This window comes from Cognatundibacterium jejuense (assembly GCF_014284255.1).
GTDB classification, from domain to species: domain Bacteria; phylum Pseudomonadota; class Gammaproteobacteria; order Burkholderiales; family Burkholderiaceae_D; genus Undibacterium; species Undibacterium jejuense.
This window is the reverse complement of record NZ_JACOFV010000007.1, coordinates 143676-162907: the sequence shown is the minus strand read 5'-3', so window position 1 is coordinate 162907 and position 19232 is coordinate 143676. Positions and strand designations below refer to the sequence as shown.

The 19232-nt window shown below is 46.2% G+C and carries 14 protein-coding genes; 12 read left to right on the top strand and 2 right to left on the bottom strand.

Features of this window, described 5'->3' with window-relative positions:
* Window positions 1-44: 44 nt before the first annotated feature.
* Window positions 45-1346, bottom strand: coding sequence for an O-antigen ligase family protein (locus H8K32_RS09415; protein ID WP_186912234.1), 1302 nt, complete (start codon window positions 1344-1346; stop codon window positions 45-47).
* Between the two features lie 68 nt (window positions 1347-1414).
* Here H8K32_RS09415 and H8K32_RS09410 point away from each other — a divergent pair, with 68 nt between their 5' ends.
* The 3 genes from H8K32_RS09410 (at window position 1415) to H8K32_RS09400 (ending at window position 7165) form a co-directional block, all read left to right on the top strand.
* Complete coding sequence (locus H8K32_RS09410; protein ID WP_186912233.1) at window positions 1415-3838, top strand: cellulase family glycosylhydrolase; 2424 nt, start codon at window positions 1415-1417, stop codon at window positions 3836-3838.
* Between the two features lie 312 nt (window positions 3839-4150).
* A complete protein-coding gene (gene aceA / locus H8K32_RS09405) occupies window positions 4151-5449 on the top strand; it encodes an isocitrate lyase (protein ID WP_186912232.1) in 1299 nt (432 codons plus the stop codon).
* 255 nt (window positions 5450-5704) lie between these two features.
* Window positions 5705-7165, top strand: a complete 1461-nt coding sequence (locus tag H8K32_RS09400) for an alpha/beta hydrolase (protein ID WP_186912231.1) — start codon at window positions 5705-5707, stop codon at window positions 7163-7165.
* Window positions 7166-7216: 51 nt separating this feature from the next.
* Here the strand turns inward: H8K32_RS09400 and H8K32_RS09395 are convergent, their stop codons facing one another.
* Window positions 7217-8011: a WecB/TagA/CpsF family glycosyltransferase gene (locus H8K32_RS09395; protein WP_246447238.1), complete on the bottom strand. Its 795-nt coding sequence runs from the start codon at window positions 8009-8011 to the stop codon at window positions 7217-7219.
* A gap of 160 nt (window positions 8012-8171) precedes the next feature.
* Here H8K32_RS09395 and H8K32_RS09390 point away from each other — a divergent pair, with 160 nt between their 5' ends.
* From H8K32_RS09390 to H8K32_RS09350, 9 genes are all read left to right on the top strand, one after another.
* Window positions 8172-8858 carry a phosphoribosylanthranilate isomerase gene (locus H8K32_RS09390; protein ID WP_186912230.1) on the top strand — a complete coding sequence of 229 codons (687 nt, stop codon included), beginning with the start codon at window positions 8172-8174 and terminating at the stop codon, window positions 8856-8858.
* Window positions 8859-8880: 22 nt separating this feature from the next.
* Window positions 8881-10161 (top strand): tryptophan synthase subunit beta, encoded by a 1281-nt coding sequence (trpB, locus tag H8K32_RS09385; protein WP_186912229.1) that lies wholly within the window; start codon window positions 8881-8883, stop codon window positions 10159-10161.
* Window positions 10162-10360: 199 nt separating this feature from the next.
* A complete protein-coding gene (gene trpA, locus H8K32_RS09380; RefSeq protein WP_186912228.1) occupies window positions 10361-11158 on the top strand; it encodes a tryptophan synthase subunit alpha in 798 nt (265 codons plus the stop codon).
* A 92-nt stretch (window positions 11159-11250) separates the two neighbouring features.
* Complete coding sequence (accD, locus tag H8K32_RS09375) at window positions 11251-12123, top strand: acetyl-CoA carboxylase, carboxyltransferase subunit beta (RefSeq protein WP_186912227.1); 873 nt, start codon at window positions 11251-11253, stop codon at window positions 12121-12123.
* A gap of 57 nt (window positions 12124-12180) precedes the next feature.
* Window positions 12181-13470, top strand: a complete 1290-nt coding sequence (gene folC / locus H8K32_RS09370) for a bifunctional tetrahydrofolate synthase/dihydrofolate synthase (protein WP_186912226.1) — start codon at window positions 12181-12183, stop codon at window positions 13468-13470.
* Window positions 13471-13557: 87 nt separating this feature from the next.
* Window positions 13558-14592 (top strand): SPOR domain-containing protein, encoded by a 1035-nt coding sequence (locus tag H8K32_RS09365; protein ID WP_186912225.1) that lies wholly within the window; start codon window positions 13558-13560, stop codon window positions 14590-14592.
* Between the two features lie 15 nt (window positions 14593-14607).
* On the top strand, window positions 14608-15096 hold the full coding sequence (locus H8K32_RS09360; RefSeq protein WP_186912224.1) for a CvpA family protein: 489 nt from the start codon (window positions 14608-14610) through the stop codon (window positions 15094-15096).
* A 22-nt stretch (window positions 15097-15118) separates the two neighbouring features.
* Window positions 15119-16639 (top strand): amidophosphoribosyltransferase, encoded by a 1521-nt coding sequence (gene purF, locus H8K32_RS09355; protein ID WP_186912223.1) that lies wholly within the window; start codon window positions 15119-15121, stop codon window positions 16637-16639.
* A gap of 284 nt (window positions 16640-16923) precedes the next feature.
* Complete coding sequence (locus tag H8K32_RS09350) at window positions 16924-19227, top strand: TonB-dependent receptor plug domain-containing protein (RefSeq protein ID WP_246447237.1); 2304 nt, start codon at window positions 16924-16926, stop codon at window positions 19225-19227.
* Window positions 19228-19232: the final 5 nt, after the last annotated feature.

Below are 19232 nucleotides of genomic sequence, written 5' to 3'. Positions count from 1 at the left end.
AATTACGCTTCGGTTTCTTTGGTTTTTTTGGCTTTTGCTTTGCTCTAGCTTTCTTTTAGTCTTCGATTCGCCGATGTGCAGGCCACCAAAGCGAAAATAAAGAATACATTCTGAAATCCAAATCCGCGGAATAAGCTGCTTTCGGTAAAATTAGTCACCACTGTGACAAATAGCATTGCAGCCCAGAAAGCGGCCTGTGTTCTGTCTTTACGTCCCATGATCACCAGACTGACGACTTGCGCGAACAGGCATAAAACGCATAAAGTGAGGCCGACCATACCTTGTTCGTTCAAAATATCCAGATAGCCATTATGTGACTGTAAGGGAATCCAGTTAAGCGCTGTAATGATGAATTGAGAGAGGCTATCCGGCCCCAACCAGAATGCGCCATAGCCCAGACCCATTACCCAATGCTTACGAATTTCTAATATAACTAATTCCCAAATATCTGTCCGTCCAGTGAGGTCAGAACCTTTGCCGAAGATATGTGCAATCGGTGATGAAATCTCAGACCAGGTCGGGAAGCGCGATTCCTGCATGAAAAACAAATAAAGTGCGATGAGAATCAAACAACAAAACACCAGCGCTATCCGGGTTAGTGGGTAATCCGAACTTAAATGGCGTTTTCTGAGTACATGAAAAATGGCACTGGTAATCAGCGTGATGAGTAAGCTGGTTGAGCTTTTACTCATCACCAGCATAAAAAAGCTAAACCCTATTGCAGTTAAAAGAACCCGTATATCAAGCTTCTCTGTGCATGCGCGTGCTTGCCACAAAAGAATCGACACTGCCGCAACCTGACCTAATTCATTTTTTTGGGATAAGGCCCCACGCCAAGCGCCACCTAATGCGTAATCGATACCCAAACTCGGTGATGTGATTACCATAAAGAGTGACAATAATAAAATCCCCATTAATGGATAGAGCAAATATTTAAGCAGCAATGCCAAAGGGCGCGGCGCCATATTGATTGCGATGGCGATCATGACGAGGCCGTACAATTGAATTGCTCTTTTAAATGTTACGCCAGGCAAAGGTGACCAAAGACTTGATAATAAACACCATAGCAAGATGGTGACAAGAAAGGGATTGAGGTTACGCGCATCAGCCAGCGCCTCAGGTAAATGCCGGTATAGCACAATCATCGAGAGACTGATTAATCCACCCCATTCGAGTTTGGTGGTGATAGAGCCTTCCATCGTCAAGGCGGATGACCCCGTGTAGTCCCAAGAGATTCCGTAAGGCAATAACGAAAACACTGCAAATAACACGACCATGAGACGAATTAGTATCATTTCGTAGTCATTCATGGTGCGATCTTCCAGAGCGATTGCAGTATTCTTCATTGACATCTATGTTGGATGATTGTTTGTACGATATTCTAATGGCTTGCTTGGCTACTGCGACTTATTTCATGAACTATTTTCCAAGAAAATTCCCGCGCGTTCTCTTTTTTGCTTTGCTGTTCATGGTCAGCGTGGCGCCGTGCAACGCGCAGGCATCGAATATAGAGTGGTACCCATTTACGATTAACGAAGATCAGATGGCGAGCATTACTGATTTTAGTGGACTGAATCATCCCTTAGGTCCAGCAGATCGTTTATTCGTTAAAGGGGCGCATTTCTACAGAGTTGGTGGTGATTGCCAGCCACAAACAAAAGATGATCAACGTGTGCGTTTATTTGGCATCAGTCTTACTGGTGCTGCGAATTTTCCAAAAGAAGAAGACGCACCAAAAATTTCCAGACGCTTACGTAGTCTGGGCTTCAATGCAGTCCGCCTGCATCATCTTGATACGGTACTGAACGATAGCGAAGACAAGCCGCAAGGTATCCTGACCACGGGTGCTTTTCCAAGTTTCAATCAATCTGCAGTGCAAAGATTGAAAACATTCATCGATGCACTCAGGCGTGAGGGTATTTACGTTAATTTGAATCTGCACGTCGGTTATTCATTCAGATACGTTGTCGATCAACTGACGCCCTTGGTGCCAGGTGAAAATATGCCGTTTGCCAGCAGTCCTCTGCATTTGTTTGAACCACGCATGATCGCTTTACAGGTTGAATATGCAAAACAATTGATACGACGTCTGGATTTGAACAATGATCCTGCTTTGGCGATGATAGAAATTAATAATGAATCTTCTTTGGTCGGCGCCTGGCAAAGAAAAGATGTAGATGGCTTACAAGGAGAATATCAGCGCCTCTTGCAGCAACAATGGCAACGCTGGGCTGTACGGCAATACGGTAGTCTTGATAAAGCTTGTCGCGTCTGGGGTAGTTGCGGACTGACTAAGCAAGGTGCATTGTTGGTCAGACAGGATGAGGCGCGGGTATTGGCATTTGGCGATGGTTGGTTGGCGCATGGCCAGCAACTGGCGAAGCGGGCGCTGGCCAAAATTGATGTAAAATCTCCATCGATTCTTGAGCCAAAATTTGAAGTGCAGGAGGAGGGGGCGGGGCGCCGTGTTCTTGACTTTGTCCGTTTTTTATCGGAAATGGATAAGCAATATTTCGAGACGATCCGGCAGGCGGTTCGTTCGGAAGTGGGTGATCTGGTACCTCTCACCGGAACGCAAATGTACTACGGCGGCATCATTAATGCAGATTCGCAAAAGAATATGGATTATCTGGACCAGCATTTTTATGTGGATCACTACGATTTTCCGCATCAATCCTGGGATAGAAATGATTGGCGCATTCGTGATCATTCCGCTGTACGTGAAGGCTGGGCGCCTTTATTAAAACAGGCTTTTTATCGTGACATCCAAAAGCCTTTTGTGATTAGTGAATTTAATCAAGCCTACCCAAATCGTCAAAGCGCCGAAATTATGCCCGTCGTCACGGCAATTGCCAGCGCCCAGGATTGGGATGGTTTGTTTTTGTTTCAGTATGCAGATGGAAATACCTGGAGAGCGTTGCCCGATAGTTTTAGCTTGTCTGGTATGGGCGGGCAAATTGCAACGACGGGCGTTTCTGCGGCGATGTTCAGACAGTTTCAAATTCCTGTTTTGCGTGAGCAATCTGTGGTCACTATGACGCCCGATGCGCGTCTGATGGTAGGTGCGATGGGCGAGGGGGCAACGTCAGATGCATATATCGAATACATCAGGCGCACCTTCGATCTTGATGTGAGGGATGCCTTTACCAAACGTGTTGGCGCATATTTGCTGCAAAACAGCGGCACTGGTAATGGTGCTCTGAATAGTGCAGTGTCGTCGCATCAAAATAAAAATTCAACGGACAAGGAGTTGGCTGGCGCGTTTTGGTCCGCCAACGATGGTCACTTGGTCAGTGATCGCGATGCACCTAATCTACGTGCATCCGGAGCTTATAGTGCAATGTTTGCCGGATTTTCTCAAGCCACGAGCCTGGCTGGTTCGAGCGAACTAATCTCCCCGGTATTTTCCAAAGAAGGGCGGCAATTTGGCGTGATGATGCTGGTAACGCGCGACGCCAAGCCGTTGAATAAGTCGCGTCGTTTATTGCTCACGGTAAGCGGAGCGACGACGGGTAGTCAGCCCGATGTATTTCCGGCCCGCCCTAAAAATCTGATTGCTTACCCTGGCGATCGTGGTTGGTGGACTCTTGAACCTGATGCTTCTAGTGCATCGAAGCCTTCTGGTCCGCGTGATGCGACAGGGCCAGTGTGGCTGGAGCGGATTAATGTGAGTTTTTTCTATCCTTCTAATGCTAAGCGTATGGTGATCTATCCACTGGATCAGGATGGGCAACGGCTCGCTCCAGTTGCTGGTAGTGATATTTTGAAAACTGATCGCGGATTTAAAGTTTCTTTAAATAAATCTTCGCCTTGGTATGAAGTTTTGCTTGTGGATTAATCAGGTTATTTAAAGTTTTTTAGCTAAGAAATAGATTTACGTCAGGCTTAAGTAGCTCTTTTTACGCAAAATCTTGTAATGTGAAAACAGCTTATCGCATTGTGAAAAATTGATCCTTTGATGCACAATTTATTTTTCTCATTCTAAGAAAAAGCATTTCGTATCGCAAAAAAGTATATTTAAGTATTTGTTTTTAAACGATTTAAAAAAAGTTATATGTCTTATATAAGACCTTGTTGCTATGCAAAAAATCTCCTATTATTGATCTCAACGGAACACACATTTCATTCGTTTTGACCACAGGAGAGAAGCATGACAACACGCGCACAACAAGTAGCTGAATTGCAAAAAGACTGGGATACCAATCCACGCTGGAAAGGTATTAAACGTAATTACACGGCAGAAGACGTCGTTCGTCTGCGTGGTTCCATCAAAGTTGAGCACACGCTCGCTAAAAATGGTTCGATCAAATTATGGGATCTGGTTAACAACGAACCATTCATTAATGCGCTGGGCGCTTTGACCGGTAACCAAGCGATGCAACAGGTAAAAGCTGGTTTGAAGGCGATTTATCTGTCTGGTTGGCAAGTGGCTGGCGACGCTAACGTTGCTGGCGAAATGTATCCAGATCAATCCTTGTATCCAGCGAATTCAGTGCCACTGGTTGTTAAACGCATCAACAATACATTGACACGTGCAGATCAGATTCAATGGTCCGAAGGCAAGGGCGATATCGATTACTTTGCGCCTATCGTTGCTGATGCTGAAGCGGGTTTTGGTGGCGTACTGAATGCATTTGAATTGATGAAAGCCATGATCGAAGCGGGCGCATCTGGCGTTCACTTTGAAGATCAATTAGCTTCCGTAAAAAAATGCGGTCACATGGGCGGTAAAGTATTGGTTCCGACACGTGAAGCGGTTGAGAAGCTCAATGCAGCACGTCTGGCTGCTGACGTCATGGGTACACCAACTGTGTTGTTGGCACGTACCGATGCTGAAGCCGCAGATTTGTTGACTTCTGACGTAGATGACAACGACAAACCATTCCTGACTGGTGAACGTACAGTGGAAGGTTTCTACAAAACTAAACCAGGTCTGGAACAAGCGATCTCCCGTGGTTTGGCCTATGCAGAATACGCAGACATGATCTGGTGTGAAACTGGTAAGCCTGATTTGGAATTTGCTAAAGCATTTGCTGATGCAATCCATGCTAAGTTCCCGGGTAAATTGTTGTCCTACAACTGCTCACCATCTTTCAACTGGAAGAAAAATCTGGACGATGCAACGATTGCTAAATTCCAGAAAGAATTGGGTAAATTGGGTTACAAATTCCAATTCATCACGTTGGCTGGTTTCCATGCATTGAACTACGGCATGTTCAACCTGGCTCATGGCTATGCTCGTAACCAAATGTCTGCTTTCGTTGAATTGCAAGAAGCTGAATTCGCAGCAGCAGAAAAAGGCTTTACAGCAGTGAAACACCAACGCGAAGTAGGTACAGGTTACTTTGATGCCGTTACGCAAGTGATTCAACAAGGTCAATCTTCAACGACAGCGTTGCACGGCTCGACAGAAGATGAACAATTCTTCGATGCGAAAAAAGTTGCTTAATTTTTGTTGAAGCTAACGCAAGGTATTTTAGTTAATGCCTTGCGATTGCAAATATCTCCCGTAGTAAAGCGAAAGCCGCTCTTTTTATGAAGTGCGGCTTTTGTCTATCTGGACACTAATCCGTTGTCGTGATCGATAGACCGAGTTGTTGTGTGTGATGAAGGCTGATGCATGTTGCCTGAAAATATCAATTACTGAAGTAACTTTGCAAAGTTTATAATTGTCTAAAAAATAAATACTAGCGAAGGGTAGGTAATGAAAAATCTCGTGAAGATGCTCGTGATCGGATTTGCGAGCATGATGATGTTGAGTCCCGTTTATGCTACTGAGTTTACCCCCTATCAGGATGCGACAAGCATTGCTGGACTGGCGGGTAGCTTGTGTAAAACAATGTCATTACCGCTTTCATATACGGAGGTGCCGGCATCTCTGGACATTGATTCAACAAAGGAAATCAGCATATTTGTGCGTAAATTCCCGGCTCCCGGTCAATCAAAGGGTACTGTCTGGTTGGTGTCGGGCGGTCCTGGTGAGTCTGGTGCATCCTTGTACGCGATGGTAAGTGTGTTGCGCCAGAGCTTTCCTGACTTCTATCTGATCTTGCCTGATCATCGTGGAACTGGATATTCAACCCGGCTTTGTCCGCTTGAAGAGGGGAGTGAAAGTCCAGGTGGTATGTCATTGGTTGGTGCAGAGTGGGGGACGTGTTTTAAGCGGATACTGACGCATCCTGATTTGGCCAAAGTATTTACCATCACCAACGCAGCTTACGATTTGCGTCATCTGATCGCTGAGTCAGATAAGCATAAGCCAGTGTATTTGTACGGTGTTTCCTACGGTACGCAATTAATTTTGCGTGCGCTGCAAATTGGGCCGCTTGCTGTCAATGGCATGATACTTGATTCACTCGTGCCGATGCAAACTGATCTTAAGTGGGATTTAAGCCATCGTTCACATTTAGTAGATGAAGTTGGACGCAAAGTCTTGGCTGAATGCGATGTCCAGCCCGAATGTCATTCAATACTAGGGGAGAGTGCAGAGCAAAGCTATGTTCATCTCTTGGCTGCGGCGCAGAAACAACCGGAGTTAGTCACTCAAGTGCCAGGCAAGAACCTCAAGCATTTTTTTGGGAGTTTGCTTGATATACCAAAGGCGCGAGCGCGAATACCATTTTTGATAAAGGATTTGGCGCACGGAGGAAATGTTGAATTGCAGTCCGTTATTAGCATTATGAAACAAGCAGGTTCATCATTGGGTGATTTTCCTCAGCTTACTCCTTCTATTCCTTTAGTTAGCATTATCAGTACTTCGGAAAATAATTTGCGACCAAAGTTGAGCCTTCCTGAACTCAGGCAAGAAGAGCAAGGGCTATTGTTTACAAGCCGTCTGCCAGAAATGCTGATTGAACCAGCTTTGCCAACGTATTCGCACGATAAATACTTTGGCAAACTACCTCAACAATTGCCGCCGATGTTGGTTTTTAGTGGCACTCTCGATCCAAAAACTTCCTATGAAGGTGCGCTAAATCATGTTGATGCAATCAGGAAAACAGTGCAAGCCAGCGCGATCAGTATAGTCAGTGTGATTGGTGCGCCGCATTTCACTCTGTGGGTCGCGCCATCCTGTTTTATACAGCATGCCAAAAATTTTGTAGAAAAGGGCATCTCACAAGATCAGCGCTGCGAAATGACAAGCACTGATCCTGTGAAGCATTGACGATGGGTGTGAGCGTAAGTGTGGGTCTTGTTGTTGCTTGTTGGGAGCATTTTATTTGTGTTTTTTTCGTTCTCTGAGCAATATGCCGAAAAATTTTGATCCCTGTATCGTATAACGTTGCCATAGTCGGCGTGGCTCGCTGGCGAGTCGCCAAAACCATTCCATGCCGATTTTTTGCATCCATAGCGGGGCGCGCTTTTTTTGGCCTAGTGCAAATTCCATCGCAGCGCCAACGCATAGAATTAAAGGTACGTTATTGCTGGTTTGTTCACGCTTGTATCTGAATGCAAAATACTCCTGCTTGGGCATGCCGAGGCAAACAAATAAAATATTAGGTTGAGTTTCTTGTATCAGCTTTATCGCCTGGTCAGCCTCAGCGCCATCCGGTGTGAATTGCATAGAAGGGCAAAAAATATTGACTTTCAGGCCGGGATAAACTCTGGCAAAAGAGTTTAGTAACTCCGATTCCTGGCCAGGCATGCCGCCAAGAATAAAAATGGACGCGCCTTTAGCGATGCTTCCTTTGCAAAGAGAAACGAATAAATCGGCACCTGTGACCCGTTCTGGCAGAGCTTGCGGACACATTTTGCTGGCCCACACGATTGGCATGCCGTCTGCGAAGATATAATCCGAAGTGGCGTATAGTGCTTTGAACTCGGCTTGGGGTTCGAGTTTGACGATGTGATCGACGTTCGGCGTGACGACGATGCGACTCAGATGGTCGCGTTGCGTCGCGACGTCAAGCAAATGCTGACTAGCCTCATCAAATCGCATGCGATGAATATTGAGTCCGAATAAATGCGTGATGTTCTTGCTGTGATCTTGATGCGAGGAAATCGTTGTCATAAGCCTGCTTCAGAATTGTCATGAATGTGTCTGAGATTGTCGCAGAACTTGATGTCTTTGCATTGTGATAAATGGTAAATAGTTGAGCTTTTGTATGCAATTTTTGTCGGGTTGCGTAAAGTTGTGGCAGATGAATTTAATTTTTGGGGGTTTCTTTCTCATGCAGCACAGAACCAGAATAAAAGTATGTGGGATTACTACCGTGGCGGATGTGAAAATGGTGACGGTGGCCGGGGTGGATGCACTGGGTTTTGTGTTTTATCCGCCGAGTCCGCGCTATGTAAATCCGATGCAGGCGGCGGAGTTGTTGCGTGCAATGCCGCCGTTTGTGATTAGTGTTGGATTGTTCGTCAATGTGTCTGAAACTGAATTGCGGGAGATAGTGGCTCAAGCTCCAGTGCAACTTTTGCAGTTTCATGGTGATGAGACGCCGCAGCAGTGCGCCAGCCTGGCCGCAGCCGTTAATCGGCCATTTTTAAAAGCATTTCGCGTCAAGCCTGACACAAACGCCAATGATTTGTTAGAATGGGAGGCAGCATATCGTGCTGCAAGTCCTTTGTTTCATGGTTTATTGCTCGACACCTTTGTAGAAGGTTACGGCGGTAGTGGAAAGGTTTTTGATTGGTCTCTCATCCCAAAAGAGCTCGCGCCTCGGGTCGTTTTAAGTGGTGGCTTGAGCGTACACAACGCGACTGGCGCAGTTAGTCAGGTGCGGCCTTTTGCCGTGGACATCAGTAGTGGTGTCGAATTGGCAAAAGGTATCAAGGATGAATCGAAAGTACACGCGTTTATCAACGCGGTACGTGAGGCGGATCAATTATCTGTAAGCGGTCAGGCGCTGTCCTGATTGGCTTCGCCAAAGGAATAGTATGAAAAACTTATCAAGCGCAGGCATTTCTGGCCTGAGCGCATTGGCAAATACAAGCGCCGCTCCACAAGAGTTATACCAATCTTCAGGCTATCACTTGCCTGACGCTCGTGGACATTTTGGTCAATATGGCGGAACGTTTGTGTCTGAGACGTTGACGCATGCGTTGACTGAGCTTAAAGACGCTTACGCCCGTTATCAACACGATCCGGCGTTTTTGGAAGAGTATCGAAGTGAATTGAAATATTTCGTGGGTCGTCCGTCACCGGTCTACCACGCAAAACGCTGGTCAGAAATGATGGGCGGTGCGCAAATTTATTTCAAACGTGAAGATTTAAATCACACCGGTGCGCACAAAATCAACAATGTAATCGGTCAGGCTTTGTTGGCCAAGCGTATGGGTAAGCCGCGTGTGATTGCTGAGACCGGCGCCGGTCAGCATGGCGTTGCCACGGCAACCATTTGCGCACGTTTTGGGCTGGAATGCGTGGTCTACATGGGGTCGGAAGACGTTAAGCGTCAGGCACAAAACGTATACCGGATGAAATTGCTAGGCGCGACGGTTGTGCCTGTGGAATCTGGTTCAAAAACCCTCAAAGACGCCCTCAACGAAGCGATGCGCGATTGGGTGACGAATGTCGAAAATACCTTTTACATCATTGGTACCGTAGCAGGGCCGCATCCTTATCCTATGATGGTGCGTGATTTTCAGGCAGTGATCGGCGAGGAATGTTTATGGCAAATGCCGGAGCAAACCGGACGCCAGCCTGATTATGTCATTGCTTGCGTTGGCGGCGGCTCTAATGCAATGGGAATTTTTTATCCTTACATTGACCAGACGCAAACCCAATTGGTTGGCGTAGAAGCGGCGGGTGAAGGGATGGAAACTGGTCGCCATTCCGCCTCTTTGACTGCGGGCTCACCTGGCGTTTTGCATGGCAATCGCACTTATTTACTGCAAGATGAAAACGGGCAGGTCATTGAAACTCATTCTGTTTCTGCTGGCCTGGATTATCCGGGTGTCGGTCCTGAACATGCGTGGTTGAAGGATAGCGGCAGGGCGCAATATGTCGGCATTACCGATGACGAGGCACTAAAGGCATTTCACGATTGCTGTCGTATCGAGGGCATTATCCCCGCCTTAGAGTCGAGTCATGCGCTCGCCTATGCGTGCAAACTTGCAGCTACGTTGCCGAAAGATAAGATCATTTTGGCGAATTTATCTGGTCGTGGCGACAAGGATATGCATACCGTTGCCGAGCGGGCAGGTTTAAAACTTTAAATTCTTGCACCATTATTCGCACTTCTACTGTGATTTTTAGATACTCCCCAATCTTATTTTATTTTTACCTTATATGTCTATGCGGTGTAAGGGGTGAAAAAATATACAGGAGGGGAGTATCTTATGAGGTGTCAATATTGGAATGGGACTTGCTACGTTCCTTATGCTTGTCTGAATTACATCCTAAAGCGATACGTTTATGTCAAAAATACAAAATACGCTGGCTAGCTTAGCTGCACAACAAAAAAAAGGCTTGATCCCATTTATCACTGCCGGTGATCCGTCTCCTCAAATGACAGTGCCCTTAATGCATGCACTGGTCGAAGGCGGCGCCGATATTATTGAGCTTGGCGTGCCATTTTCTGACCCAATGGCGGATGGTCCGGTCATCCAACGCGCATCCGAACGTGCATTGAAATTTGGAGTTGGTTTGCGTCATGTATTACAATTCGTCCGCGAATTTAGAGTAAACAATCGAAAAACCCCGGTTGTGCTGATGGGGTATGCCAATACTATCGAGCGCATGGGGCAAGATTTGTTTATTGCTGAAGCCGCAGAAGCTGGCGTAGATGGTGTGCTGGTCGTTGATTATCCTCCTGAAGAATGTGAGGAATTTGCTGCCAAAATGCAAAAAAATGGGATGGATACCATCTTTTTGCTGGCACCAACGTCGACCGAAGAACGAATCGAGCTGGTTGGTAAAATTGCCAGTGGTTACGTGTACTATGTATCATTGAAAGGTGTTACAGGTTCAGGTAATCTGGATTTAGACGCTGTTGCAGATATGATTCCGCGTATCAAAAAGCACGTCAAAGTGCCGGTGGGCGTGGGTTTTGGTATTCGTGACGGGGCTACGGCCAAGGCGATTGCCAGTGTGTCTGATGCGGTAGTGATCGGTTCGCGGATTATTCAGGAATTAGAAAATTCGGCGCCAGAAAATGGCGTTGCCGCAGTTAAAAGTTTTATTTCTGGTGTCAGACAGGCTTTGGACGGGTAAAATACGCGCCATAGTCACCTGGTGGGTTGTTGAGCCAGATTGAATCAGTTGTCGATGTGCAATAGGTACGTTGGCTGCAAAGAGGAGAAAACATGAGTTGGTTAGAAAAGTTGTTACCACCGCGCATACAGCGCTCAGAATCCGCAAATCGTAAATCCATCCCTGAGGGGTTGTGGGTGAAATGCCCGTCTTGCGAAGCAGTGCTGTATCGTTCGGATCTGGAAGCGAATATCCATGTCTGTCCAAAGTGCAGTCATCACATGCGCATCGGTGCACGTGAACGTCTGGATGCTTTGCTTGATGCTGGCGGCCGTTATGAAATTGGGCAAGAAGTCATGCCGATTGATACGCTCAAATTCAAAGACAGTAAAAAATACCCAGATCGTCTGAAAGACGCGTTGGAGACCACTGGCGAGACGGATGCGTTGATCGTCATGGGTGGTTCTATCATGTCTGTGCCTGTGGTTGCTGCTTGTTTTGAGTTCGAATTCATGGGCGGTTCTATGGGTTCTGTGGTCGGCGAGCGCTTTGCGCGTGGTGTTCAGGCCGCTTTGGAACAAAAAGTACCGTTCATCTGTTTCACAGCGACCGGTGGCGCACGCATGCAAGAGGGCTTGTTGTCCTTGATGCAAATGGCGAAAACTACGGCAATGCTGACTAAATTGTCAGAAAAACGTCTGCCATTTATTTCAGTATTGACTGATCCGACGATGGGTGGTGTTTCTGCATCGTTTGCGTTTCTTGGTGACGTTGTTATTGGTGAGCCAAAAGCCTTGATCGGTTTTGCTGGCCCGCGTGTGATCGAAAACACTGTGCGTGAAAAATTGCCTGAAGGCTTCCAGCGTTCTGAATTCCTGTTGCAAAAAGGTGCAATTGATATGATCGTTGATCGTCGTAAAATGCGTGAAGAAATCGCACGTTTGTTGGCCTTGTTGCAGAATCAGCCTGCTGAAGCTGTTTCTTAATTTATTTATTTATTTTCCAAAAGCCCGAACTAGTTTATTTCGGGCTTTTTTTATCCTATGTCCAAAATACCAGCAACACTGCCAGAATGGTTGGCACTTCTAGAAACACGTCATTCAAAAGAAATTGATATGGGGCTGGAGCGCGTCGCTTCCGTCAAAAAACGCCTGGATATTGAATTTAAATGTCCGGTCATCATGGTTGCGGGCACCAATGGCAAAGGTTCTACCTGCGCCATGCTCGAGGCTGTCTTGTTAAAGGCTGGTTATCGCGTTGGGTTGTATAGCAAGCCGCACTTCCTTGATTTCAATGAGCGTGCCCGTATCAATGGTGAAAACGTCAGCGATCAGGTTTTTATTGATACCTTTGCAGAAGTAGAAGTGAAGCGTGAACAAACGTCTTTGACGTATTTTGAATTCACTACACTGGCGATTTGCAAGTTACTGGCTGACGCCAATCTGGATGTCGTGATACTTGAAGTTGGCTTGGGCGGTCGTCTTGATGCTGTCAATGTCATTGATGCAGACGTCTCTATCGTGACCAGTATTGATATTGATCATATCGAATATCTTGGTGACACCCGTGAAAAGATTGGCTTTGAAAAAGCTGGTATTTTCCGCCCTGGCAAATCGGCAATTTGCGGTGATCCACTTCCACCACAGTCCTTAATCGATCACGCTAACGCTGTTGGCGCTGATTTATGGCTGTTTGGGCGCGATTTTAATTACAACGGTGATAAGCAGCAATGGAATTTTGCGGGACGTACTCAGCGTCGTAATTCTTTGGCATATCCAAGCTTGCGTGGAGCAAATCAATTACTGAATGCTTCAGCAGTCTTGGCTGCACTGGAGGCGTTACGTGATGTCTTGCCAGTCAGTGCGCAGGAAGTGCGGACTGGTTTAGTGATGGTCGATTTGCCAGGTCGTTTCCAGGTGATGCCGGGCCGTCCGACAGTGGTGCTGGATGTTGCGCATAATCCGCATGCCGCGGCAACGTTATCGCAAAACCTGGATAACATGGGTTTTCATGCATATACCTATGCCGTGTTTGGCTCGATGCTCGATAAAGATATCGAGGGTGTGGTTGAGCAACTCAAAGGTAAGGTTGATCATTGGCATGTGTGCGATTTACCGTTGCCTCGTGCTGCTAGTGCTGAGCAGTTAAAAGAGAAGGTAATCGCTGCAGGTGCTCTGGTTGATCTGGAAAAAACGGTCGCAACCTACAATTCTCCTGAAGAAGCCTATGCAGATGCCATGAGCAAAGCCGGTGAAAATGATAGAATAGTAGTCTTTGGTTCTTTCCTGACGGTCGCCGGTGTTTTACGCGCCAGAAGGTCTGCACTGCATTGATGTGATTTTGCGTTATTTGCTTCGGTTACTCATCATCATTCAGAAGTATCCGGCGGTGAATAACGCCAACCAACCAGATATTTGCACATGGGTTTGCTCTCGCGTTTTAAACAAAAGAAGGAAACGTCCGACAGCCACGACAGCGGTGAATTCCGTTCTCGTTCTGAAGAGGATAGTATTGCATCACGCTCGCGTGGCAAAAAATCTGAAAATACACGGAAAAGCAAGGTTGATGACCCTGTTTTGCCTGAAAAGAAGCGTGCCAGAAGACGTTTGATTGGTGCAGTTGCTTTAGCGTTGGCAGCGATCATCGGTTTGCCGATGTTGTTTGATTCTGAGCCTAAACCTTTGCCAGATGATATTGACATTCGTATTCCCTCCAAAGACAAAATGCAGCTTGCTGATGCGACTAAGCCCGCAGAACCTGCGCCGCCGCGCAAGCCCAATCTGGTTGACGTTGATCCAAACGAAGAAATCATTGACCCCATCAGTCCAGCGACTGAAAAATCTTCTTTAAAAGCTGATCAGAAGACGTCGGTACCTGAAAAGAAGCTCAGTACCCAAGATGTATCAGTGCATAAGACGGATAAAGCAGATACAGTCACGCTGCCGAAGACTGAAGTGAAGGCAGTTAATAAGTTGACTGACTCCAAAAACGATGCCAAACCAGAAACTAAGATAGAAGCTAAAGCAGATGCCAAGTTGCCTTCTAAGCTTGATGTTAAGGCTGACCCCAAAGTTGAGGTCAAAGCTGAAGTAAAGCTTGAAAATAAAGCAGATACCACCAAATCCAATAAGACTGCAGCGGGTGATGATGATGCAGCTCGTGCCATGGCAATCCTGGAAGGTAAAAGCCCAGCAAAAACGGCTGCTAAGACAACAGATGTTGAACATTCTTCCTACGTAGTGCAGGTTGCTGCACTGGCAACTCAAGAAAAAGTTGATGAGTTGCAATCTAAATTGAAGGCAGCAAGTATTAAGTCGTATACCCAAAAGGTGGCGACATCCTCAGGTGACAAAATCCGTATCCGGGTAGGCCCATTTGAGTCGAAAGAAGAGGCCGATAAAATGCGTGCAAAATTGGTGAAGTTAGGCTTGAACGGTAGCTTGGTACCGAACTAAACTGGATGCTGTGTCGTGACCTTATTTGATTACATTGTTATTTTGATCTTAGTGTGTTCAGTAGTTATTAGCATGATGCGTGGTTTGATCAAAGAAATTTTGTCATTAGTCAGTTGGGTCGTTGCCTTCGTTGTGGCAAACGCTTACAGCGAATTGCTGGCAGGTTGGTTGCCGGCGGTGTTTCCGGGACAAATCATCCGTTTGATTGTGGCGTTTATCGCTTTGTTTATCGGCGTAAGGTTGTTGATGGCCTTGGTGATGATGGCAGTCAACGCGGTGATTAATGCAGCGGGTTTGTCGCTGGCAGATCGCGGACTGGGAGGATTATTTGGTTTGGCACGCGGATGCGTGTTGGTGTTAGCTGGCGTTTTAGTGTGTGGAATGACCACGATGCCGCAACAAGCTTTTTGGAAAGATGCATTATTTAGTCCCATGGCAGAAACAGCGGCTCAGACAGTGATCCCATTTTTGCCAGCGTCTATTTCCAGTCATGTCCGGTTTTAACTTGTCTTTTTAGGAGTCCACCATGTGTGGCATCGTCGGTGTAGTTTCAAATGGTCCCGTCAATCAATTACTGTATGACGCATTGTTGTTATTGCAGCATCGCGGTCAGGATGCTGCTGGTATCGCCACCAGTCACGGCAGTAAATTTGCAATGCATAAAGCCAATGGTCTGGTGCGTGACGTGTTCCGCACGCGCAACATGCGCTCATTGCCCGGTAACATTGGTATAGGTCAGGTTCGCTATCCTACTGCTGGTTCTACCAGCGAAGAAGAGGCGCAACCGTTCTACGTCAATGCGCCATTTGGTATTGTGCTTGCTCATAATGGCAACTTGACGAATGCAGTCGAACTCAAAATCGAATTATTTAAAAATGACCGCCGTCATTTGAATACGGATTCAGACTCAGAAGTGTTGCTGAATATTCTTGCGCATCAGATTCAAGAAGTGACAAGTGGGTATTCGCTCGATCCTGAATGCTTATTCCGTGCTGTGTCCATGTTGCACCGTCGTGTTCGCGGTTCATACGCGGTAGTGGCGCAAATCGCTGGTTATGGTCTGCTCGCATTCCGTGATCCATTTGGTATTCGTCCATTGTGTATCGGTGTATCTCAAAACGAGAATGGCACTGAATACATGGTTGCCAGCGAATCAGTTGCGCTGGAAGGTCTGGGCTTTAAATTCTTGCGTGATGTAGAGCCGGGCGAAGCCTTGTTTATTGACCTTGAAGGCAATCTGTACAATCAACAGTGCGCAGATAATCCTAGTCTCAATCCTTGTGCATTTGAATATGTTTATCTTGCTCGTCCTGATTCCATTATTGATGGTGCTTCGGTTTATCTGACACGTTTGAAGATGGGTGAATATCTGGCTGAGAAAGTACGCAATCAATTCCGTGACGGTGAGATCGATGTGGTCATGCCAATTCCGGACTCTTCTCGTCCTTCCGCGATGGAATTAGCGTTGAAGCTGAATCTCGATTATCGCGAAGGCTTTATCAAAAATCGCTATATCGGTCGTACGTTTATGATGCCAGGTCAGGCCGTTCGTCGTAAATCAGTGCGTCAGAAATTGAATGCAATTGGTTCGGAATTCAAAGGCAAAAGTGTCTTGCTGGTGGATGATTCTATTGTGCGTGGTACCACGAGCCGTGAGATTGTTCAGATGGCGCGTGAGTCTGGTGCTAAACGCGTTATCTTTGCTTCTGCTGCGCCACCAGTTAAATTCCCTAACGTATACGGTATCGATATGCCGACTCGCAGTGAGTTGATTGCTTTTGGTCGCTCAGATGAAGAGGTGTGTCGTGAGATTACAGCGGACGCTTTAGTATATCAAGACGTGTCAGCAATGAAGCGTTCTATTTCGGATGTGAATCCACGTCTTCAAAATATCGAGGCATCTTGCTTTGATGGCTTTTATGTGACCGGTGATGTGTCCGCGTCTTATCTTGATAAGCTGGAAGCTGCGCGAAATAATCCTCGCGCGGAATCTGAGGATTTATTGCGCTCGCAATTGAACTTAAATCTTGCCAGTACCAGAGACTAAAATTTTGAGTTGTTAAAATTTGTCTCAGCTAGCCATTAAAAAAAGAGCCCGCTAACTTCAGAGTAGCGGGCTCTTTTTTTGTAACTTAGTTATTGATCATGAGTCATATATTGGTGCCTTGTGATGCAGTCCGTATCGGAAAGTAACGTGCATCGAGTGATGTTTCATTTTCATACAAAAACACCAAGATTCGTCCTAGTGTGTGATTGGAATTAAAAATACAATGCTGCTGCTAATTCGCTTATTGTCTTGCTGACTTGTTTATCACTTTGTAACCCTAATCCATGCGTATTCCATTTCAAATTTCTACTTTATCGATGAGCATCCTGAGTGCTTTTTCTTGTTTGGAAAATGCTCATGCCCAGGTCGCTCAATTGGATCAAATTTCGGTATCTATATCAGCGACCGACATCAAGAAAGACGAGTCGAATTCCGGCGCAGATCAAAGCTCAAAAAAAATAATTCCGATCAAAGAGAATGATGCGACGAAAAACGACACGGTTCAAAAAGTCGTAATTGATGGTGGACGCACGGATGATGTACGACGGCAATCGACTGCGGCTAAATTGATATTTGGTCGAGAAGAGTTAGATAGAAATGGTGATACAAGTTTAGGTGACGTGCTAAAGCGTTTGCCTGGTGTAACTATAGGAGGGCGCCCTGGTCGCGGGGGGGATATCCGTATGCGTGGCATGGGAAGTGGCTACACGCAAATTTTGATCAATGGTGAACGTGCTCCACGCGGTTTTTCTATGGATTCTCTGTCGCCGGATCAAGTGGAGCGAATTGAGGTGATCCGTGGTGCAGTCGCTGAATATAGCACCCAGGCAATCGCTGGTACGATCAATATTGTTTTGCGTGAAGATTACAAACAAAAGAACGCTGAGCTCAAAGTCAGTTTAAGTTCAGAGCAAAATCGCCTTGCGCCCAATGTATCTATTTCCTATCCGGGAGAAATTGGTGGGTTAAGTTACGCATTAAGTGGATCGGTTTTCCAAAATAAGCAGCGTGATCAGAGTGCGACTAACTCCGTAGAATCAGCTGCAGATGGAACGCTCAATTTACACCAGAACGAATATGATGAAGTTCACCGGCAGACCACTGGCATTCATTTTACGCCACGCTTTAACTATAAGTTTGAGAACGGCGATACGCTGATGTTTCAACCTTTTATCATGCGCTCGCATAGTGTCTCTGATGGTATTGGACTCGTCGATCAACTCTTTCGATCACCAATAGCCATTGAGCCCCCCGCATACGCTATTTCGAACAATAGCGGTTCAGCAGACACGACGTTTATACGAAGTTTTGGCAACTGGCAACATAAGTTTGATGATAATGCCAAGTTAGCTGTGAGGTTTGGTGGCGGTTACGGGAAGATGGAAAACTCTTCGATCAGCAACCAATACGATGCGAATAATAATCCAGTCGCTGTCGTTACGGTAGCTAATAATGTTATTGATAAAACCTTAAACAATGGTGGTAAATATACCAAACCGATTGGCGAGGGGCAAACTTTCTCTGCGGGTTGGGAGCTTGAATTGGGTAAGCGTGATCAAACGAGCGTTTCTTTGAGTAACGGTAAGCCTCAATTTCAGGACTCAGGTGACCCGCTGTCTGCGAGTACCAGGCGTTTCGCTGTCTTCGCGCAGGATGAGATGGATATCAACGCAGATGTGTCAGCCTATGCTGGCTTGCGCTGGGAGGGCATTAAAACTACCAGTTCTTTATCGGGCATCAATGTTGGTAATAGTAGTAGCGTCTGGAGTCCGATAGCGCATGTGGTTTGGCGCATTCCGGGTGAGTCCAAGAATCAAATCAGGATGAGCTATGCGACGACCTACCGGGCACCAGCATTAAATGATCTAATTGCCATTCCAAGTATCTCCAACTTGAATAGTCCGACGCGCCCCGATCGTATTGGTAATCCGTTATTGAAGCCTGAACTGTCAAAAGGAATTGACATTGCATTCGAGCATTATATGACTCGTGCCGGTTTGCTGAGTGCCAATTTCTTTGTTAGAAATATTAATGACTTAATCCGTAGAGCGACGCAATTGGTCAGCGAACCTGGTGGGGCGCGTTGGGTGTCCTCACCGATGAATATTGGTCAGGCGACAACCAAAGGGATAGAGTTGGAGGCGAAATTTCAATTGCAGGAGTTTTTCTCCGATGGTCCTGCAATAGATTTCCGAAGCAATTACAGCCGGTTTTGGTCGAGTGTGGATGGGATTCAGGGGCCGAATAATACAATTGACCAGCAACCACCTTACACAGCGAATGTGGGTCTGGATTACAGAGTTGCCGGGATTCCTTTGACTTTAGGCGGGAATTTGAATCTTACCCCAGGTTACGATGTACAAAGTACGGTGACTCAAACCAATTTTATTGGTTTAAAGCGACAGATTGATATTTATGGTTTATGGAAATTTAATCCTGATGTTCAATTGCGCTTATCAGCAAATAATTTGCGTGCAAATGATTATGTATCGAGTTCCGACGTGAGCTTGGGCGGGGTTAATCGCCTTGATTACGTGACGAATAAAACCTACACAACGTTTAGTTTGCGTCTTGAAATGAAAATATAAGCGGT